Annotated in this window: 13 protein-coding genes; 8 read left to right on the top strand and 5 right to left on the bottom strand. The window is 59.9% G+C overall.

Annotation, left to right across the window (positions count from 1 at the left end; translation table 11 throughout):
• Positions 1 to 194 precede the first annotated feature (194 nt).
• From FHT78_RS22030 to FHT78_RS22000, 7 genes are all read left to right on the top strand, one after another.
• On the top strand, positions 195 to 2,657 hold the full coding sequence (locus tag FHT78_RS22030) for a glycogen/starch/alpha-glucan phosphorylase (RefSeq protein ID WP_183748631.1): 2,463 nt from the start codon (positions 195 to 197) through the stop codon (positions 2,655 to 2,657).
• A complete protein-coding gene (glgB, locus tag FHT78_RS22025; RefSeq protein ID WP_183748629.1) occupies positions 2,654 to 4,861 on the top strand; it encodes a 1,4-alpha-glucan branching protein GlgB in 2,208 nt (735 codons plus the stop codon). Before FHT78_RS22030 ends, glgB begins: the two co-directional genes overlap by 4 nt.
• Before the next feature lie 19 nt (positions 4,862 to 4,880).
• Entirely contained in the window at positions 4,881 to 6,143 is a 1,263-nt protein-coding gene (glgC, locus tag FHT78_RS22020; protein WP_183748627.1) for a glucose-1-phosphate adenylyltransferase, read from the top strand.
• Between the two features lie 3 nt (positions 6,144 to 6,146).
• The gene (glgA, locus tag FHT78_RS22015; RefSeq protein WP_183748625.1) at positions 6,147 to 7,592 is read left to right on the top strand and encodes a glycogen synthase GlgA; all 1,446 of its coding nucleotides are present in this window, start codon (positions 6,147 to 6,149) and stop codon (positions 7,590 to 7,592) included.
• 1 nt (position 7,593) lies between these two features.
• Positions 7,594 to 9,225: an alpha-D-glucose phosphate-specific phosphoglucomutase gene (locus FHT78_RS22010; RefSeq protein ID WP_183748624.1), complete on the top strand. Its 1,632-nt coding sequence runs from the start codon at positions 7,594 to 7,596 to the stop codon at positions 9,223 to 9,225.
• A gap of 12 nt (positions 9,226 to 9,237) precedes the next feature.
• On the top strand, positions 9,238 to 11,208 hold the full coding sequence (gene glgX / locus FHT78_RS22005) for a glycogen debranching protein GlgX (RefSeq protein ID WP_183748623.1): 1,971 nt from the start codon (positions 9,238 to 9,240) through the stop codon (positions 11,206 to 11,208).
• 88 nt (positions 11,209 to 11,296) lie between these two features.
• Positions 11,297 to 11,785: a MaoC family dehydratase gene (locus FHT78_RS22000; protein ID WP_183748622.1), complete on the top strand. Its 489-nt coding sequence runs from the start codon at positions 11,297 to 11,299 to the stop codon at positions 11,783 to 11,785.
• A 15-nt stretch (positions 11,786 to 11,800) separates the two neighbouring features.
• Here the strand turns inward: FHT78_RS22000 and FHT78_RS21995 are convergent, their stop codons facing one another.
• From FHT78_RS21995 to FHT78_RS21980, 4 genes are read right to left on the bottom strand one after another with little or no spacing between them, the layout of a single operon-like run.
• Positions 11,801 to 12,349, bottom strand: coding sequence for a sarcosine oxidase subunit gamma (locus FHT78_RS21995; RefSeq protein ID WP_183748621.1), 549 nt, complete (start codon positions 12,347 to 12,349; stop codon positions 11,801 to 11,803).
• Positions 12,342 to 15,335, bottom strand: a complete 2,994-nt coding sequence (locus FHT78_RS21990) for a sarcosine oxidase subunit alpha (RefSeq protein WP_183748620.1) — start codon at positions 15,333 to 15,335, stop codon at positions 12,342 to 12,344. Before FHT78_RS21990 ends, FHT78_RS21995 begins: the two co-directional genes overlap by 8 nt.
• Positions 15,332 to 15,673, bottom strand: coding sequence for a sarcosine oxidase subunit delta (locus FHT78_RS21985; protein ID WP_183748619.1), 342 nt, complete (start codon positions 15,671 to 15,673; stop codon positions 15,332 to 15,334). The genes FHT78_RS21990 and FHT78_RS21985 overlap by 4 nt, the downstream gene beginning before the upstream one ends.
• Before the next feature lie 13 nt (positions 15,674 to 15,686).
• Positions 15,687 to 16,940, bottom strand: coding sequence for a sarcosine oxidase subunit beta family protein (locus tag FHT78_RS21980; RefSeq protein WP_183748618.1), 1,254 nt, complete (start codon positions 16,938 to 16,940; stop codon positions 15,687 to 15,689).
• A 242-nt stretch (positions 16,941 to 17,182) separates the two neighbouring features.
• Here FHT78_RS21980 and FHT78_RS21975 point away from each other — a divergent pair, with 242 nt between their 5' ends.
• On the top strand, positions 17,183 to 18,322 hold the full coding sequence (locus tag FHT78_RS21975) for a FecR domain-containing protein (RefSeq protein WP_183748616.1): 1,140 nt from the start codon (positions 17,183 to 17,185) through the stop codon (positions 18,320 to 18,322).
• Between the two features lie 4 nt (positions 18,323 to 18,326).
• On the opposite strand, the gene FHT78_RS21970 is transcribed toward FHT78_RS21975, so the two are convergent.
• A complete protein-coding gene (locus FHT78_RS21970) occupies positions 18,327 to 20,498 on the bottom strand; it encodes an adenylate/guanylate cyclase domain-containing protein (RefSeq protein WP_183748614.1) in 2,172 nt (723 codons plus the stop codon).
• Between the last annotated feature and the right edge of the window lie 110 nt (positions 20,499 to 20,608).

The following is a 20,608-nucleotide window of genomic DNA, read 5'->3' as shown; positions in this document are numbered from 1 at the left end:
GATCGGGAAAACCGATTGAAATCAAGTCCCTTAAGCCGCTCGAATGTGAAGGTTCCGCAAATTTTTCGTTTGTCCAATTCCCTTGTTGCAAGTGCGTGATAACGGTGCATAAACTGCCCTGTCAGCTTGAGCGACAAATCGATTGAAGCAGGCGTAAGATACTGTAACCAAATCAAAATTGGTGAGACCTGACCATGAATACTGTTTCGAAGCCGATCATTCTCTCACCAGCTCCGCGCAGTTCCCGACCAGAAATCCTCGCGGAGGAAATCATCGAGCGTCTGACCTACCGCATCGGCAAGGATGCCAAGGTCGCCAAGCCGCACGACTGGCTGACGGCAACCATTCTCGTAGTGCGTGACCGCATCATCGACAAGTGGATGGAATCCACCCGCAAGGTCTATGAAACCGGTGCCAAGCGCGTCTACTATATGTCGCTCGAATTCCTGATCGGCCGCCTGATGCGCGATGCCGTCTCCAACCTCGGCCTGATGGAAGAGGTAAGGGACGCACTTGCTTCGCTCGGCGTCGATATCAACGTCATCGCCGGCCTCGAACCGGATGCTGCCCTCGGCAACGGCGGTCTCGGTCGTCTCGCCGCCTGTTTCATGGAGTCGATGGCAACTGTGGATGTCCCGGCGTACGGCTACGGCATTCGCTACGTCCACGGCCTCTTCCGCCAGCAGATGGCGGATGGCTGGCAGGTCGAACTGCCGGAAAACTGGCTTGCGCACGGCAACCCCTGGGAATTCGAACGCCGCGAAAGCGCCTACGAAATCGGTTTCGGCGGCTCGATCGAGGTCATCGGTGGCCATGACGAGCAACCGCGTTACGTCTGGAAACCGGCCGAGCGAGTCATTGCCGCGGCTTTCGATACTCCTGTCGTCGGCTGGCGCGGCAAGCGCGTCAATACGCTGCGCCTCTGGTCGGCCCAGCCGATCGACCCGATCCTGCTCGACGCCTTCAATGCCGGCGACCATATCGGCGCGCTGCGCGAAAGCAACAGGGCCGAAAGCCTGACCCGCGTTCTCTACCCGGCCGACGCAACGCCTGCCGGCCAGGAACTGCGCCTGCGCCAGGAATATTTCTTCTCGTCCGCCTCGCTGCAGGACATCCTGCGCCGTCACCTGCAACAATATGACGACTTCACATCCCTGCCGGACAAGGTGGCGATCCAGCTCAACGATACCCACCCAGCCGTTTCCGTTGCCGAACTTACGCGTCTGCTCTGCGACGTGCATGGCCTGGATTTCGATACGGCCTGGGATATCACCCGCCGCACCTTCTCCTACACCAACCACACGCTTCTTCCCGAAGCGCTGGAAAGCTGGCCGGTTCCGCTCTTCGAGCGTCTGCTGCCGCGCCATATGCAGATCATCTATGCGATCAACGCCAAGATCCTGATCGAGGCGCGCAAGACGCGGAATTTCTCCGACACGGAAATCCGTTCGATCTCGCTGATCGATGAAAGCGGTGACCGTCGCGTTCGCATGGGCAACCTCGCCTTCGTCGGCTCGCATTCGATCAACGGCGTCTCGGCTTTACACACCGACCTGATGAAGGTCACAGTCTTTGCGGACCTGCACAAGCTCTATCCTGATCGCATCAACAACAAGACCAACGGCATTACGCCGCGTCGCTGGCTGCAGCAATGCAACCCCGGCCTGACCGGCCTGGTGCGCGAAGCGATTGGCGATGAATTCCTCGACGACGCCGAAAAGCTGCGGGCGCTCGACAAATTCGCCACCGACCCGAGCTTCCAGCAGAAATTCGCGGCCGTGAAGCGTGCGAACAAGGTGGCGCTCTCCAACCTCGTCGCCAGCCGCATGGGCGTGAAGCTCGATCCTTCGGCCATGTTCGACATCCAGATCAAGCGCATCCACGAATACAAGCGTCAGCTCCTGAACATCATCGAAGCCGTTGCGCTCTACGATCAGATCCGCTCGCATCCGGAGCTGGATTGGGTGCCGCGTGTAAAACTCTTCGCTGGCAAGGCTGCGCCGAGCTATTACAACGCCAAACTCATCATCAAGCTCATCAACGATGTCGCCCGTACCATCAACAACGACCCATCGGTCCGCGGCCTGCTGAAGGTCGTCTTCGTGCCGAATTACAACGTTACGCTTGCCGAGGTCATGGTCCCGGCCGCCGACCTTTCCGAGCAGATCTCGACGGCCGGCATGGAAGCGTCGGGTACCGGCAACATGAAGTTCGGCCTGAACGGTGCGTTGACCATTGGCACGCTCGACGGCGCCAATGTCGAGATGCGCGACAATGTCGGCGAAGACAACATCGTCATCTTCGGCCTGCAGGCCGATGAAGTCGCCAAGATCCGCAGCGAAGGCCACAATCCTCGTGCGATCATCGAAGGCTCGCGTGAGCTGTCTCAGGCACTTGCCGCCATCAGCTCGGGCGTCTTTTCTCCGGATGATCGCAACCGCTACACCGGTCTCATCGATGGCATCTACTCACACGACTGGTTCATGGTTGCTGGCGATTTCGATGCCTATTCCGCCGCCCAGCGCGAGGTCGACCAGATCTGGACCAACCAGTCCTCCTGGTATGAGAAGACGATTAACAATACGGCGCGGATGGGCTGGTTCTCCTCTGACCGTACGATCAGACAATATGCAGACGAGATCTGGAGAGCCGGATGAAGCCGCCGAAAGCCGCCCCTGAAGTGAAGCTTCCCTGGGAAATTTCGGCAGACGAAATCGCGGCAATCCTCAGTGGCTCGCATGCCAATCCTTTTGCCGTCCTGGGCGTGCACCAGGTCGGCGGGACTTTCATCACCAGGTGTTTCCTTCCGGGCGCCGAGGAAGTCACGGCAATGACGCTGGATGGAACGCCGATCGGCGATCTCCACCAGCTTCATCCGAACGGTATTTTCGGCGGCGAGATTTCCGTTACGAAACTGCAGCCGGTTCGCTATCGCGCCAGACGCGCCGATGCAGAATGGGCGGTAACGGACCCCTACAGCTTCGGCCCCGTACTCGGCCCGATGGACGATTATTACGCCAGGCAGGGTTCGCATCTCCGGCTCTTCGACAAGATGGGCGCCCATCGCATCAAGCACGAGGGCGCGACCGGCATCCATTTTGCCGTCTGGGCGCCCAATGCCCAGCGCGTTTCCGTCGTCGGCGATTTCAATAACTGGGACGGACGGCGTCATGTCATGCGCTTCCGTTCCGACAGCGGCATCTGGGAAATCTTCGCTCCCGACGTGCCGCTCGGCGTTCCCTACAAATTCGAAATCCGCGGTCATGACGGAGTTCTGCTGCCTCTGAAGGCTGACCCCTTCGCCCGCCGCAGCGAACTTCGCCCGAAAACAGCTTCGGTAACAGCCGCCGAACTCTCACAGGAATGGCAAGACGAACAGCATCTGAAACACTGGCGCGAAACCGACAAGCGCCGGCAGCCGATCAGTATCTATGAAGTTCATGCGGGCTCGTGGCAACGCCGGCAGGACGGCTCCATGTTGTCCTGGGACGAACTCGCCTCAAGCCTCATTCCCTACTGCGTCGATATGGGCTTCACCCATATCGAATTCCTGCCGATCACCGAACACCCCTATGACCCCTCCTGGGGCTACCAGACGACCGGCCTCTATGCCCCAACCGCCCGCTTCGGTGAGCCGGAAGGTTTCGCCCGTTTCGTCAACGGCTGCCACAAGGTCGGCATCGGCGTCATTCTCGACTGGGTACCGGCACATTTCCCGACAGACGAACATGGTCTCGGCTGGTTTGACGGTACCGCGCTTTACGAGCACGAAGATCCGCGTAAGGGTTTTCACCCGGACTGGAACACGGCGATCTACAATTTTGGCCGCACCGAAGTCGTATCCTACCTCGTTAACAATGCGCTCTATTGGGCTGAGAAATTCCATCTCGACGGCCTGCGCGTCGATGCGGTCGCCTCGATGCTCTATCTCGACTATTCGCGCAAGCACGGCGAATGGATTCCGAACGAATATGGCGGCAATGAAAATCTCGAAGCCGTCCGCTTCCTGCAGAACCTCAATACCCGCATTTACGGCGAATATCCCGGCGTCATGACCATCGCCGAGGAATCGACCTCCTGGCCAAAAGTTTCCCAGCCGGTCCATGAAGGCGGCCTTGGCTTCGGCTTCAAGTGGAACATGGGCTTCATGCACGACACGCTGAGCTACATGAGCCGCGAACCGGTGCACCGCAAGCATCATCACAATGAGCTGACCTTCGGGCTGCTCTATGCCTATTCGGAAAACTTCGTCCTTCCGCTGTCCCACGACGAAGTCGTGCACGGCAAAGGTTCCTTGATCGCCAAGATGCCTGGCGACGACTGGCAGAAATTCGCCAATCTGCGCGCCTACTACGCCTTCATGTGGGGCTATCCAGGTAAGAAACTGCTCTTCATGGGGCAGGAATTTGCCCAATGGGCCGAATGGAGCGAAAACAAGTCGCTTGATTGGAACCTCCTGCAATATCGTATGCACGAAGGCATGCGCCGGCTCGTGCGCGACCTCAACTTCACCTACCGCAGCAAGGCGGCGCTCCATGCGCGCGACTGCGAAGGCGACGGCTTCGAATGGCTCATCGCAGACGATTATGAGAACTCGGTTTTCGCTTGGTTGCGCAAGGCACCCGGCCAGAAGCCGGTGGCCGTCATCAGCAACTTTACACCCGTCTATCGCGAGAACTACTCGATCCGGCTGCCTTCTGCCGGACGCTGGCGGGAAATCCTCAATACCGATGCCGATATCTATGGCGGCAGCGGAAAAGGCAATGGCGGGCGCGTGCAGGCCGTCGATGCCGGCGGCGAAATAAGCTGCTCGATAACCCTGCCGCCGCTGGCGACAATCATGCTTGAACCCGAGAATTAGTGATTGGTGGGAGGAGAAAATGGTAGAAAAACGTATTCAGCCACTTGCCCGCGATGCAATGGCCTATGTTCTTGCCGGCGGCAGGGGAAGCCGCCTCAAGGAACTGACTGATCGACGCGCCAAACCGGCCGTCTATTTCGGCGGCAAGGCGCGCATCATCGATTTCGCATTGTCGAACGCTCTGAATTCCGGCATCCGCCGTATCGGCGTCGCCACCCAATACAAGGCGCATTCGCTGATCCGCCACATGCAGCGCGGCTGGAACTTCTTTCGGCCGGAACGAAATGAAAGCTTCGACATCCTGCCCGCCTCCCAGCGCGTTTCCGAAACGCAATGGTACGAAGGCACCGCCGATGCCGTCTATCAAAACATCGATATCATCGAAGACTACGGCGTCGAATACATGGTCATCCTTGCCGGCGACCATGTCTATAAGATGGACTACGAATACATGCTCCAGCAGCATGTCGATTCCGGCGCGGACGTGACGATCGGTTGCCTGGAAGTGCCGCGTATGGAAGCGGTCGGTTTCGGCGTCATGCATGTCAACGAGAAGGACGAGATCTTCGCCTTCATCGAAAAGCCGGCCGATCCGCCTGGTATTCCGGACAAGCCGGATTTCGCGCTCGCGTCCATGGGCATCTACGTCTTCCGCACGAAGTTCCTCATCGAGGCACTTCGCCGAGATGCCGCTGATCCGACTTCGAGCCGCGACTTCGGCAAGGATATTATCCCCTATATCGTCGAGCATGGTAAGGCGGTCGCCCACCGCTTCGCGCAATCCTGCGTCCGTTCAGATTTCGAACACGAGCCTTACTGGCGCGACGTCGGTACGATCGACGCCTACTGGCAGGCCAATATCGATCTGACCGCGATCGTCCCTGCCCTTGATATCTACGACAAGTCCTGGCCGATCTGGACCTATGCCGAGATCACGCCACCGGCGAAATTCGTCCACGATGATGAAGACCGACGCGGTTCGGCAACGTCATCCGTCGTTGCCGGCGACTGCATCATCTCGGGCGCAAGCCTCAACCGGAGCCTTCTCTTCACTGGTGTCAGGGCCAACTCATTCTCCAAGCTGGAAGGAGCGGTCATCCTGCCCAATGTGAAGATCGGCCGGCGCGCGCAGCTCAAGGATGTTGTGATCGACCACGGTGTCGTTATTCCCGAAGGTCTGGTCGTAGGCGAGGATCCCGAACTCGACGCCCGACGCTTCAGACGGACGGAAAGCGGGATTTGCCTGATCACGCAACCGATGATCGACAAGCTGGATATCTGACTTATGAAAGTTCTTTCGGTTTCGTCCGAAGTCTTCCCGCTGATCAAGACAGGGGGCCTTGCCGACGTGGCGGGCGCCCTGCCGATAGCCCTCAAATCCTTCGGTATCGAAACCAAGACCCTAATGCCCGGCTATCCCGCCGTGATGAAACTCTTGCAAAATCCGGCCGTCCGGCTGGAGTTTTCCGATCTTCTCGGCCAGCCTGCACGCGTGCTCGAGGCCGAGCATCAGGGTCTCGATATTCTCGTCCTCGATGCTCCCGCCTATTACGATCGTCCCGGCGGTCCCTATCTCGATACGAACGGCAAGGATCACCCCGATAATTGGCGCCGCTTCGCCGCCCTTTCGCTGGCAGGTTCCGAGATCGCTGCAGGCCTGCTGCCCGGATGGCGCCCGGATCTCGTGCATGCGCACGATTGGCAATCCGCCATGGTGCCGGTCTACATGCGCTATTATCCGACGCCGGAACTGCCGAGCATTCTGACGATCCATAACATCGCCTTCCAGGGTCAGTTCGGCGCCGATATCTTCCCACACCTTCGTCTGCCACCGCACGCTTTCGCTACCGAAAGCATCGAATATTACGGCACGGTCGGTTTCCTCAAGGGGGGCCTGCAGACCGCCACGGCCATCACTACAGTCAGCCCTTCGTATGCCGACGAAATCCTGACCCCGGAATTCGGCATGGGCCTGGAAGGCGTCATCGCCAGCCGCCGCGACGTACTGCATGGCATCGTCAACGGCATCGACGCTGATATCTGGAATCCGGCGACCGATCCGGTCGTCCATACCCATTACGGTCCGACGACGCTCAAAAACCGCGCTGAAAACCGCAGGTCGATCGAGGAGTTCTTCCATCTTGACCATGACGACGCGCCGATATTCTGCGTCATCAGCCGGCTCACCTGGCAAAAAGGCATGGATCTCGTCGCAAGCGCGGCCGACAAGGTCGCCGCTTTTGGCGGCAAACTCGTCGTTCTCGGATCGGGCGAAGCGGCGCTCGAAGGCGCGCTGTTGGCTGCCGCCCATCGCAACCCCGGTCGCATCGGCGTTTCCATCGGTTATAACGAGCCGATGTCGCACCTCATGCAAGCCGGCTGCGACGCAATCATCATCCCGTCGCGCTTCGAGCCCTGCGGCCTCACCCAGCTTTATGGCTTGCGTTACGGCTGTGTACCGATCGTGGCGCGCACCGGCGGTCTCAACGATACGGTGATCGATGCCAATCATGCCGCACTTGCAGCCAAGGTGGCGACAGGCATACAATTCGCACCGGTAAACGAAGAAAGCATGCTACAGGCACTGCGCCGCGCCATGCACCTTTACGCAGATCAAAAAGTCTGGACCCAATTGCAAAAGCAGGGCATGAAGTCGGATGTCTCTTGGGAGAAGAGCGCCGAACGTTATGTTGTCCTGTATTCAAGCCTCGTCTCGAAAGGCATGACCTAAAATGATCAAGTCCATTCCAACCACGCCCTATCAGGACCAGAAGCCTGGCACCTCGGGTCTGCGCAAGAAGGTTCCCGTCTTCCAGCAGCCGAACTATGCGGAGAACTTCATCCAGTCGATCTTCGATTCGCTCGAAGGTTATCAGGGCAAGTGTTTGGTCATCGGCGGCGACGGACGCTACTATAACCGCGAAGTCATTCAGAAGGCGGTCAAAATGGCCGCCGCCAATGGCTTCGGCAAGGTCATGGTGGGCAAGGGCGGCATTCTCTCAACCCCGGCAGCTTCCCATATCATCCGCAAATACAAAGCCTTCGGTGGCATTATCCTGTCGGCCAGCCACAATCCCGGCGGCCCGACAGAAGACTTCGGCATCAAGTACAATGTCAACAATGGCGGTCCGGCACCGGAAAAGATCACCGACGCGATCTTTGCTCGTTCCAAGACGATCGAGAGCTACAAGATCGCCGACTTCGGCGACGTCAATATCGACCGCATCGGCAAGGAGGAGCTGCCGGGCGGCATGATTCTTTCGGTCATCGATCCGGTCGAAGACTATGCCGCGTTGATGGAAGAGCTCTTTGATTTCGGTGCGATCCGCAACCTCATCAGCCTTGGCTTCCGCATCGCCTTCGATGCCATGAGCGCCGTTACCGGCCCCTATGCCAAGGAAATCTTCGAGAACCGTCTCGGCGCTCCCTCGGGTTCCGTGCGCAATTTCATGCCGCTCCCGGATTTCGGCGGCCATCATCCGGACCCTAACCTCGTTCATGCCAAGGAACTTTACGACGAGATGATGGGTGAGGATGCGCCCGATTTCGGCGCCGCATCCGACGGCGACGGCGACCGCAACCTCATCATCGGTCGCGGCATTTTCGTCACCCCGTCGGACAGCCTTGCAATTCTCGCTGCCAACGCCAACCTGGCGCCCGGCTATTCCGGCGGCCTCGCGGGTATCGCACGTTCCATGCCGACATCAGGCGCGGCCGATCGCGTGGCTGAAAAGCGCGGCATCGGCATTTACGAGACCCCGACCGGCTGGAAATTCTTCGGCAACCTGCTCGACGCCGGCATGGCGACGATCTGCGGCGAAGAAAGCGCCGGCACCGGCTCCAGCCACGTCCGTGAGAAGGATGGCCTCTGGGCCGTTCTGCTTTGGCTTAACATCCTGGCCGTCCGCGGCGAGAGCGTGCAGGAAATCGTCACTCAGCACTGGCAGACCTATGGCCGCAACTACTATTCCCGCCATGACTATGAAGGCGTCGACAGCGATGCCGCAAACGGTCTGGTGGACAATCTGCGCAGCCAGCTTTCCACCTTGCCCGGCAAGACCTTCGGTGATCTGACCGTCGAGAAGGCTGACGATTTCGCCTATCACGATCCGGTCGACAAGTCGGTCAGCGAACATCAGGGTATTCGCGTCCTTTTCCAGGGCGGCTCCCGCGTCGTCTTCCGCCTTTCCGGCACCGGCACGTCTGGCGCAACCCTGCGCGTCTATATCGAGCGCTATGAGCCGGATTCGACTCGCCATAATATCGAAACGCAGGAAGCGCTCGCCGATCTGATTGCGGCCGCGGAAAGCATCGCCAACATTCGTGAGCGCACGGGACGCAACGAGCCGACCGTGATCACCTGATCCGGGGGGCATATGGGGGGCAACAGTTCCGCACAGGGCGGCGCCATCGTTTTCGAAACGGGCGTTGAATTTTCTGTCTGGTCGCATCATGCAGCGCAGATCGATCTCTGCCTCTTCGACGATGACGGCAAGGAATATGCGAGGCTCCCCATGGCCCGTGACAGCGACCATGTCTTCCGTCTTTTTGTCGATGGAGTGAAGGAAGGCGCGCGCTACGGCTACCGCGCTGACGGCATTTACGCTCCGGATAACGGCCTGTGGTTCGACCCCTCGAAACTGCTGATCGATCCCTATGCCAAGGCCGTCGATGGGCCTTTTCATTACGACCCGCGGCTCGGCATCTTCGGAGAAGATACGCAGCACCTGATCCCGAAGTCTGTCGTCACCAAAGACGCGCCTCTCAAAAGCCAAAAGCCGCTCTTCAAACCGGGCGGCTTTATTTATGAGGTGGCCGTCAAGCCCTTCACCATCCTGCATCCGGACGTGCCGGAAGCTCAGCGCGGCACAGTCGCCGCTCTGGCCCATCCCTCCGTCATCGCGCACCTGAAGCGTATAGGCGTCGATGCCGTCGAGCTGATGCCCATCATCGCATGGATCGACGAACGCCATCTGCCTCCACTTGGACTGACGAACGGCTGGGGCTACAATCCCGTTGCCTTCATGGCACTCGATCCGCGCGTCGTGCCAGGAGGTATCGCAGAGCTGAGCGACACCGTGGCGAAGCTGCATGAGGAAGGCATCGCCGTCATCCTCGACCTCGTTTTCAACCATACGGGCGAAAGCGATCGCTACGGCACGACGCTATCGCTGCGCGGTATCGACAATCTCAGCTACTATCGCCACGTAGCGGACCGGCCATCCGTGCTCGTCAACGATACCGGCACCGGCAATACGGTTGCCTGCGACCATCCCTATGTCCAGCGACTCATCATCGACAGCCTGCGCCATTTCGTCCGCAATGCCGGCGTCGACGGCTTCCGTTTCGATCTGGCTCCGGTTCTTGGTCGCACGGCAAACGGCTTCGATCGGAACGGCACGCTGGCCGCGATTCTCGCCGACGATTTACTCGGCGATCGCATCATGATTGCCGAACCCTGGGATATCGGCCCAAGCGGCTATCAGCTCGGCAATTTCCCTCCGCCCTTCCTCGAATGGAACGATCGGTCCCGCGATGACGTGAGGTGCTATTGGCGTGGCGATGACTGGAAGACGGGTTCGCTCGCAACCGTCCTGGCCGGCTCGTCGAACATTTTCTCAGCCAATGGTGGGGCTGAGACGCGTAGCGTCAATTTCCTCGCGGCACATGACGGTTTCACGCTCATGGACCTCGTATCCTATAGCGGCAAGCACAACGAGGCGAACGGCGAGAACAATCGCGACGGCCACAACGAGAACCATTCCTGGAACAACGGCGTCGAAGGTGAAACGGCCTATCCTGTCATCCGGGAGCTACGCAAGGCCGATGTCAAGGCGCTCATCTCCACCCTCTTTGCCAGCCGCGGCAGCGTCATGCTGACGGCCGGAGATGAAGGCGGACGCACGCAGCACGGCAACAACAATGCCTATTGCCAGGACAACGAGATCACCTGGATCGACTGGAAGCTGCTGGACGAAGACTTGATCGCCCACACCGCCTTCCTCGCAACCCTTCGCCGCCGCTTCTCGGTCTTCTCCGACCTGACCTTCTTCTCCGGCAATGGGGATGTGGAATGGATCTCGCTATCCGGCGAGCCGATGACAACGGGCGAATGGGAGACCCCCTCGCTTTCCACCCTCGGCATGATACTTACGACCGATGATCGTGCTAGCCGCAGGCGGACTCGCCTCGCCGTTCTCTTCAACCGCTCTCAACAGCACCTACCCTTCAAGCTGCCTTCAGTCGGCGAAGCAAACTGGCGCCAGCTTTTGCCGGATGGCGCGCGGAACGTAGGCGGCCGTGCCACAGTTGAGCCACGTTCGGTCGCCTTTTTCGTGGAAAATTGATCGACGAAACCCGCCCGTGCGAATCATTATCGCAATCGTCATGAATGCGGGATAAGGCTTTGCGGCTGCGACTTTTTACGAGGAATGCATGGTCACGGAAATTTCGCTCTCGGAGGTCCAGGGACTGGTTGGTACGGAAACTGGGTTGTCCGACTGGATCCTTGTCGATCAGAAGATGATCGATGCCTTTGCCGAGGCAACCGGCGACCATCAGTTCATTCACGTCGACCCCATTCGCGCAGCAGCCGAAAGTCCCTTCGGTGGGACCATCGCCCATGGTTTCCTGACGCTCTCGCTGCTGTCGACGATGAATTACAACTGCCTGCCCAAGGTGCGCGAGCAGACGATGGGTATCAATTACGGTTTCGATAAGATCCGCTTCATGTCGCCGGTCAGGAGCGGCACTCGCATTCGCGGCCACTTCGTGCTCTCGGACGCCCGCTTTCGCGGCGCCGGCATGCTGATGACGACCTATGATGTCTCGATCGAAATCGAGAACGAAAAGAAGCCGGCACTAACCGCCCGCTGGATCACTATCATCCAGTTCGACCCGAAAGATCGGCCGGAAGACGTTTAAGGTTCTCTGCGGACCTTAATGGCTCGCGTCCTCGGCGCCTTCGGCGAGCAGGCCGAAGACATAATCCGAAAACGACCGCCAGCATTCCACCCGGAACGTATCCTCCTCGGTGCGGAAGAGCACGATTTCGGCCTTGCCGAAGATTGTCCGCGAGCAAGCACCCACCGGAAAAGTCTCCAGAGAGAGATCCTGCGGGCAGCCCGCCGACAGCGTCACCTCCGCACCCGGTCCTGAAACAGTAATACCCACATTGCGGTGAGAAACATCGACCGCCGAGTGAAGAGCGTCCGCGCCAGAAAGAAGCGACAGAAGATCTGAACCAGCCTCGTCAATAACGAGCCATTCGTCCGGTCCCAGCCAGAATGCCGAACGCCCTCCGGCACTGCCGGAGGTCTTGGGTGCTGTCGGCAGGGTCACCCCCAGCGCAGAAGATAGTGCGGATACGGATTCGGCCGGCGCACGCAGCGAAAGGCGGCTTGCGACCGGCGCCACCGTCAGGCGCACCGTCGCCGAACCGGCAAGGAGACCGGAGAGAGCCGGCTTGCGAATTGCGACCTCAGCCATGGATACGGCCTCCTTCCTTGTCAAAGAACACCAGATCGGTCACCTCGACCGGAATGGTCCGATCCGGCATTGGCACATAGAGCGTTTCACCCACGAGATTGCGACCGCCTTCGATCAGCGCAAAAGCAATCGAACGACCGCAATTTTCAGACCAGTAGGCCGATGTTACGTGGCCGAGCATCTTCATCGGTTTCGGCTGGTTCGGGTTGGCAACAATCTGCGCCCCCTCCTCCAGCACCAGCTTCGCATCCTTCGTCGCAAGACCGACGAGTTGCTTGCGGCCTTCCTTGACGAGATCGGGTCGCTTCAGCCCGCGAATACCGACAAAATCAGTCTTCTTCTTGGAAACCGCCCAGGAGAGCCCGGCGTCATCAGGCGTCACCGTACCGTCAGTATCTTGGCCGACGATGATATAGCCCTTTTCCGCGCGAAGCACATGCATGGTCTCCGTGCCGTAGACGCAGGCGCCGAGCGGCTCCGCATTGGCCCAAACCGCTTCCAGCACCGACTGGCCGTAATCGGCGGGCACATTGATTTCGAAGCCCGTTTCACCGGTGAAGGAGACACGGAAGAGACGTGCCGGAACGCCTGCCACCTTGCACTCCGCCACACTCATATGCGGGAAGGCCTCGTTGGAAATATCGAGCCCTTCAACCAGCGGTGCGACGATCTCGCGCGCCTTCGGCCCTTGGACAGCGATAACAGCCCATTGCTCGGTGACAGAGGTCAACCACACCTTCAGATGCGGGAATTCCGTCTGCAGATAGTCTTCCATGTGATTGAGAACGCGCGGTGCCCCACCGGTCGTCGTCGTCACATGGAAACGGTCATCGGCGAGACGACCAACGACGCCGTCGTCATAAACGAAGCCGTCCTCGCGCAGCATGATGCCGTATCGGCATTTGCCAGGTTTCAGGGTGTCCCAGGCATTGGTGTACATGAGGTTCATGAATTCGGCGGCATCCGGCCCGACGACTTCGATCTTGCCGAGCGTCGAGGCATCGAAGATACCAGCGACCTCGCGCGCAGTCCGGCATTCGCGGGCAACCGCCTGATGCATCGTCTCGCCGGAACGCGGATAGAACCAGGCGCGCTTCCAGTTGCCGACATCCTCGAAGACTGCGCCCTTGGCTTCTTCCCAGCCATGCAGCGGAGTCTTGCGCGTAGGGTCAAACAGCGACCCACGCGAATGCGCGATCAGTGCACCATAAGTCACCGGCGTATAGGGCGCGCGGAAGGTGGTGAGGCCGACCTGCGGAATATCCTTGCCGAGTGTTTCGGCGGCAATCGCCAGACCATGCATGTTGGATAGCTTGCCCTGGTCGGAGGCCATGCCGTTCGTCGTGAAGCGCTTGATGTGCTCGATCGAATGCATACCTTCGCGCACAGCGAGGCGGATATCCTTGGCACAGACATCATGCTGGAAGTCGATGAACGCCTTGGCGTTCGTCTCCGGTCCGGCCCCTTCGGCAGCACCAATCATGCCACCCGTCCAGTCGAACGCCTGCTCGACGGAAACGCTGATCTTTCTGCCTGCCTTTTTGCCGACGGCCTGCGCCATCAGTTCACCGGCGGCAAGCGATTCCTCGACGGTCTGCTGCAGACCATCCGTACCGTTGCAGGCGCCGACGGAAAGGCAATCCTGCGCATAGGTGCCGGGCAGGAAACGCTGCGTTTCGGCATCGAAGGCGACCTTGCCACGCGACTGCGAGAAGAGATGTACGGAGGGTGTCCAGCCGGCGCAGACAAGCAGCGCATCGACGCTGATCTTGCGCGCCGAACCGCCGCCATTGCGCGCGACCGTCATAGACGAGATGCGAAGCGCACCCGACGTATTGACGACCGACTGACCGGCCAAAACATCGATGCCGAGCGTACGGGCTTCGGCCAATACTGCGGCACCCGGCGCCTGCCTGACATCGACGATCGCGGCAATCGAAACACCCGCCCGCTTCAGGTCGAAAGCAGCCTCGTAGGCAGAGTCATGGGCCGTATAGATGCCGACCGTTTGGCCGACCGCAACGCCATAATGATTGAGATACATCCGCCCGGCCGAAGCGAGCATGATGCCGGGACGGTCGTTGTTCGGAAACACCATGTGCCGCTCGATAGCACCCGTCGCCAGGATGACGCGCTTGGCGCGGACCTGCCACAGCCGCTCGCGCGGCAGATCGCGGTCGGGGCGGGCGATATGATCCGTGACGCGTTCGACGAGACCGACGAAATTATGGTTGTAGTAGCCGAAGGCCGTGGTGCGGGTCAGGAGCTCCACGTTCTCCATGGCCTTCAGGCGCGCAAGGGTTCTCTGCACCCAGGCATAGCCATCGATCCCATCCACTTTCACGCCGGCATCGAAGCGCAACGCGCCGCCGGCTTCGGCCTGCTCATCGCAGAGGATGATTTTTGCTCCGGCTTCCGCAGCAGCCAATGCCGCCGAAAGACCGGCAATACCGGCACCGACGACCAATACGTCGCAATGGGCATAACGGCTGGCATAGTGGTCGGGATCGTCTTCCGTCGGAGCGACTCCAAGACCCGCAGCACGACGGATCATCGGCTCGTATACGCGCTTCCACGCGGCCCGCGGCCACATGAACGTCTTGTAGTAGAAACCCGCCGCAAAGAAGGGCGAAAACAGGTTGTTGACCGCACCGACATCGAAGGAAAGCGACGGCCAACGGTTCTGCGACTTCACGATCATGCCGTCGAAGACTTCCTGCACGGTTGCCCGCACATTCGGCTGCTTGCGAGCGCTGTCGCGAGCAACGTCGATCAGCGCATTCGGCTCCTCGGCGCCCGCCGAAAGAATGCCGCGCGCGCGATGATATTTGAACGAACGCCCGACAAGGTGCACACCATGGGCAATCAAGGCCGAGGCAACGGTATCGCCTTCGAGCGCCGTATAGCTCCTGCCGTCGAAGGTGAAACGCGCAGTCCTTGCGGGCGTCAGCCGGCCCTTGCCGACGATACGGTTCGCGCCGCTCATTGCGCCTCTCCTTCAACAGCTTCATAGGTCTCGACCGGCGCATGCGGTTCCGCCGCAGCGCCGATATCAGGCTTCGGTTCGCCGGCCTTGTAGGTCATGATGAACTTGTCGCTCACGGTATCGCGTGCCGCATTGAAAAAGCGCCCGCAGCCATGCATGTGGCGCCAGCGTTCGAAAATCAGGCCTTTCGGGTTATCGCGCAGGAAGAAATATTCCTCGAACTCTTCATCCGAGATCGAAGCAATATTGGTCGGCCGGGCGATATGGGCGTCGCCGGCACCCCGGAATTCGAGCTCCGAGCGCTCTTCCTGACAGTAAGGGCAATAGATCAGCAGCATGTTTGTCCTCGTGTCAGTGCGCAACGGCGGCAGCGGCCGCCTCGTCGATCAGCCGGCCAGAGCGGAACCGCTCCAGCGTCAGTCCTGCATTGAACTTGTGCGGCTCGTCGCGGGCAATCAGATGGGCAAAGAGATTGGCCGAACCGGGTGTCGCCTTGAAGCCGCCAGTACCCCAGCCGCAATTGACGTAGAGCCCGGGAACCGGCGTCTTCGACTGGATAGCTGACCGGTCCGGCGTGTTGTCGACGATACCGCCCCACTGGCGCATCATCTTCACGCGGCGGAACATCGGGAAGAGCTCGCAGATGGCGTCGAGCGTATGCGTGATGATCTGCAGGCCGCCGGTCTGGGAGTAGGAATTATACTGGTCCGTGCCCGCACCGATGACGAGTTCTCCCTTATCGGACTGCGAGATGTAGGCGTGCACCGTGTTCGACATGACGACGCAGGGGAAAATCGGCTTCAGCGGCTCGGAAACCAGCGCCTGTAGCGGGCTCGATTGCAGCGGCACGCGCACATCCGCCATCTTCATGACTGTGGTCGTGTGGCCGGCAGCCGACACGCCAATCTTCTTCGCGCCAATGAAGCCCTTATTGGTCTCGACGCCGGTGACGCGACCATCAGGACCGCGGCGAATGCCGGTGACTTCGCAATTCTGGATGATGTGCACGCCGCGGTCGGACGCTGCACGCGCATAGCCCCAGGCAACCGCATCGTGACGCGCCGTACCCCCACGACGCTGCAAGGCAGCCCCGTTGATCGGGTAGCGTGCCGTCGCCGAAATATCGAGCGGCGGACAATAGGCCTTGGCCTGTTCCGGCGTCAGCCATTCATTGTCGATGCCGTAAAGCCGGTTGGCATGGATATGCCGCTTGAAGCTCTGCATGTCGTGCACATTGTGCGACAGCATCATCACGCCGCGCGGCGAATACATGACATTGTAGTTGAGTTCCTGCGACAGCCCTTCCCAGAGCTTCATCGAGTGCTCGTAAATGTGCATGCTCTCTTCATAGAGATAGTTGGAGCGGATGATCGTGGTGTTGCGGCCGGTGTTGCCGCCACCAAGCCAGCCCTTTTCCAAGACCGCCACATTGGTGATGCCATGCTCCTTGGCGAGGTAATAGGCTGCGCCTAGTCCGTGCCCACCGCCGCCGATGATGATCACGTCGTATTCGGATCGCGGCTCCGGCGAAGTCCACTGCTTTTCCCAGCCCCTGTGCCCACGCAGAGCCTCCCGCGCTACGGCAAAAACCGAATATTTCCGCATCCGCCATCATCTCCTTCAGGCAAAGGCATTTTCGTCGTGGCCATACAAATCGCAAATCGAATTGCGGCACAACGGTTCTTTTGCGACGTGAAAGAGCGTTTGTTTTGACACGGCGGGAGGCACGCAGCCTCCATCGGCCTCTATTGCACCTTCGCAGATGCGGCATAATCCTTTTCTCACCCATCAGGGCAGGCAGAACAGCCATACGGGAGATGCTAATATTCCCATATATGGGGTGTTAGATGTCGAGTTGGCGTAGCATATGGATCGCGAGCTGCTGCTTCGCGCTTTCAGGCGCATGGCCCGCACACGCGGCTGAGCCCGTCGGCCAGGCAACTCTCATCAAAACTGAAGTGACGGGACAAGCCGGTCCCATTATCGTCAATGACGAGGTCCACCGCGACGAGCGTATCCGCACCTCGCAATCGGGGCTCGGCCAGTTCATATTCCGTGACGGCACCAAGCTTGCCGTCGGCTGGGGCTCGTCCGTTGTCATCGACAAATATGTCTTCGATGATTCCGACTCCGTCAAACGCCTCTCGATCAAGGTGGCTAAAGGCACATTCCGCTGGGTCAGCGGCAATTCGAAATCCTCGGCCTACCGGATACAGACGCCGGCCGGCACGATCGGCGTGCGCGGTACCGCCTTCGATTTCTATGTCGGCCCCGACGGCACAACCGCAGTTGTGCTGTTGAATGGCGCGGCCAGCTTCTGCGGTCCGGGCGGCTGTCGGCAATTGCAGCAGCGGTGTGATTGCGTCATCGCGCGGCCAAACGGCAACATGACAGATGCGCAACCTGTCAACAGCAGCGTGCTGCAGAGACTTGGCAACCAGCGCGCCCTCCCCTTCCTTTCCGGCAATCAGAGTTTAACGGGCGGCCTCGGCCTGCTCGGCGGTTGCCGAATGGCTTCGGTTGTGCCCGAGCGGAAAGACCGACTTCGTCAGGAACTCCGGCAGCGCACTCCGAATCCCGCGCCTCCTTCGCAACCGCAGAAGCAGGAGGAACCGCAGAAGCAGCGGCCGGAAAAACCGCATCACGACAAACCGCATCATGACAGGGACGACTGGCACCACGAACATGACGAGCATGGCTGGAAGGACAGGCACGATAACGATGACCACGATGACGATCATGGAAGACCGGGTCGGCACGAAAGATCCGATCATGCGGACAGACATGATGCCTCTGACCGACCAAGCCGCACGGAAAGGACAGACAGCAACCCGGATACGCCGAGCAGACAGGAAAGAAGCGGCGATGAAAACCACGCCGTTGATAATCAGCAGAGTGCGGGAAGAGACCAGCATCGTGATCGGAATCATGGCTGGGGCGGAAACGGACACCGGGACTGGAACGGCGGCTGGAGCCGCAACCGGTGACTGATTATTCGATGGTCTGCTTTTCCGGCAGACCGATATTCTCCTGAAAATGGTCGTTTCTCGCCGATATCCGCTCGTAGAATTCCGTGAGGCCTGCAAGGACCTTTACCCCAGCGAGCTTTGCCGCACCGATCAGCTTGCGGCTGTTCCTCGAATGCTCGCGCAAGGCGCCCATTACCTTCTCGTGGACGAGATGCAAGGCGCCGAATTCCGGTGAGACAGCGACCCTCTCGTCGCCGACCACGGCGAAGATCCGCGTCCGGCTGCTCTTTCCTTTGAGCGGAATAGCTCCTGCCTCCAAGAGCGCCGCCCCGCTTTGCGCCCGCGCCGTGCTGTCGGAGATCAGGATATCAAAACCGACATCCTTGCAGCAGGATTCGATGCGCGCGGCGACGTTCACGGCATCGCCCACCGCCGAATAGTTGAAGCGTGTCTTCGCCCCCATATTGCCGACACAGGCCGGGCCGGTGTGGATGCCGATGCCGATCCTGACCTGCTGAGCGCTGCCGAAACCGAAAGCGTCGCTTGCGTTGAGCTCGGCGAGTGTCTCCCGCATGGCGAGCGCCGCTCGCAGCGCCTTTGCCGCATGATCCGAAACATCGACCGGCGCATTCCAGAATGCCATGATGGAATCGCCGATGAATTTGTCGAGGGTTCCCTCATTCCCGACAACATGACGGCTCAGCGCATCGAGCAGCGTATTGAGAAACTGGACGACGGCGGTCGGCGTCAGCCTCTCGCTGATCTCAGTGAAATTGCGCACATCGACGAACATCATGGTGAGCTCGCGCTCGTCCCCGCCGAGCTTCAGCGCATCGGGCGTATGCTCTATACGATGCAGCAGCGAAGGAGAGAGGTAATGGCCGAAGGCGCGCCGCACCTCCCGTCGCTCCCTGTCGATGACGAGGATGCGGAACGACGTTGCCGCAAAATGCGTGATGGAGCCGCTGATGATCGGCGCCAGCGGATCGAACAGCAAACCGGCATAAAGAAAGCTGGACCACGAAGCGGCAAGCGCCATCGCGGTGATCGCCAGGCCGCAGACCAGCGCCATGGCCGGACTGACGAATGTCGTAATAATGACGAGAAAGATGCCAAGCACGGCGATCGCAAGAATTTCCAGTCCGTCAGCCCAGTCCGGCCGCGACAGGTAGCGGCCCGAAAGGATCTGCTCGACGGTCTGCGCCTGCAGCGAAACACCCGGCACATTTTCTCCGAGCGCTGTCGTGCGAATGTCCTGCAGCCCGACAGCCGAGGTGCCGATGAAAATGATGCTGCCGTCGATTTGGGCCACGACATCGGGGGCCACTCCGCCAGCAGCAAGGACCTTTCCGGCTGAGACATAACGCTCTGCCCGGTTCGGCGTCACATAAAGCCAGATCTCTCCGGCGGCCGTCAGCGGAACGATGAAATCGCCGATCTTCGCCGAAGTGATAATCCCTGCCCGATCCGGCGCGCCGGCCAGCACATAGGTTGAGGCGCCCTGCGCGACCCGCAACGCTTCGATCGCAAGATTGGGATAAAACTGTCCACCATCGCTGAGGAACAGCGGCACCGCGCGAACAACTGATGAAGGACTGCCGGGATTGAGACTGACATGGCCAAGGCCCGCGGCATTCGCCTCCAGCCCCGGCCGGAGCGGCGTAGAAGCGCTGAGATGCGGAGGTGCGGTCAGCGGACTTTCGCCGGTAAAGGCAAAGCCGGCCTTCACTTGCGGCTTGTAGCTGCCTTCATTGGAGAGCCCGAAGCCGAGAACGACTGGCTTTCCCTTTATCGACTGCGCGAATATCTCGTCATTGTCAGGCAATTGCGCCGCAAGCGATGGATCGATGCCCTCGACCTCCTGAATTACATTGCGCGGCGACATCCGGTCCGACTCGGCGAAGATGACGTCGAAGGCGATGGCTGCCGCTCCCATGTCGGAAAGACGGTCGACCAGCGTGGCCAGCTTGTCGCGCGGCCATGGCCACTGACCGAACTCCCGCAGGGAAGCTTCGTCGATATCGACCACTCGAACCGGCATCGCTTCAAAGCTGCGCGGCACGAGGCGCTGATACTCATCGAAGGTGACATCGCGGATCCGCTTCAGCACAGGCGGATCGCTTGCCCGGAACAGCGTAAGCGCAGCCACAATGGTCAGGCCGATCAGCACACCGATCTGCTGCAATCGCGTCATGCGTTCCGGACCTCCCCTCGAGCCGGCTCCGGGAGCCGACCCGCAGCAAGCAGGCTACGCCTCTTTAATGCCAAAGACCATTCGCTCATGCTCACAAGCTGAAAAACAAA

Origin of the sequence: Rhizobium sp. BK196 (genome assembly GCF_014193255.1) — a bacterium.
Lineage (GTDB): Bacteria > Pseudomonadota > Alphaproteobacteria > Rhizobiales > Rhizobiaceae > Rhizobium.
Note: the sequence above shows the minus strand (reverse complement) of the source record. Positions and strands in the feature narration are given on the sequence as shown.

Bases quoted from the DNA above. Each gene is read 5' to 3' on its own strand.
- FHT78_RS21975 (WP_183748616.1), top strand. From the start codon at position 17,183: ATGTCGAGTTGGCGTAGCATATGGATCGCGAGCTGCTGCTTCGCGCTT.
- FHT78_RS22030 (WP_183748631.1), top strand. From the start codon at position 195: ATGAATACTGTTTCGAAGCCGATCATTCTCTCACCAGCTCCGCGCAGT.
- glgC (WP_183748627.1), top strand. From the start codon at position 4,881: ATGGTAGAAAAACGTATTCAGCCACTTGCCCGCGATGCAATGGCCTAT.
- FHT78_RS21990 (WP_183748620.1), bottom strand. From the start codon at position 15,335: ATGAGCGGCGCGAACCGTATCGTCGGCAAGGGCCGGCTGACGCCCGCA.
- FHT78_RS21980 (WP_183748618.1), bottom strand. From the start codon at position 16,940: ATGCGGAAATATTCGGTTTTTGCCGTAGCGCGGGAGGCTCTGCGTGGG.
- glgX (WP_183748623.1), top strand. From the start codon at position 9,238: ATGGGGGGCAACAGTTCCGCACAGGGCGGCGCCATCGTTTTCGAAACG.
- FHT78_RS21985 (WP_183748619.1), bottom strand. From the start codon at position 15,673: ATGCTGCTGATCTATTGCCCTTACTGTCAGGAAGAGCGCTCGGAGCTC.
- FHT78_RS22010 (WP_183748624.1), top strand. From the start codon at position 7,594: ATGATCAAGTCCATTCCAACCACGCCCTATCAGGACCAGAAGCCTGGC.
- FHT78_RS21995 (WP_183748621.1), bottom strand. From the start codon at position 12,349: ATGGCTGAGGTCGCAATTCGCAAGCCGGCTCTCTCCGGTCTCCTTGCC.
- glgA (WP_183748625.1), top strand. From the start codon at position 6,147: ATGAAAGTTCTTTCGGTTTCGTCCGAAGTCTTCCCGCTGATCAAGACA.
- glgB (WP_183748629.1), top strand. From the start codon at position 2,654: ATGAAGCCGCCGAAAGCCGCCCCTGAAGTGAAGCTTCCCTGGGAAATT.
- FHT78_RS22000 (WP_183748622.1), top strand. From the start codon at position 11,297: ATGGTCACGGAAATTTCGCTCTCGGAGGTCCAGGGACTGGTTGGTACG.
- FHT78_RS21970 (WP_183748614.1), bottom strand. From the start codon at position 20,498: ATGACGCGATTGCAGCAGATCGGTGTGCTGATCGGCCTGACCATTGTG.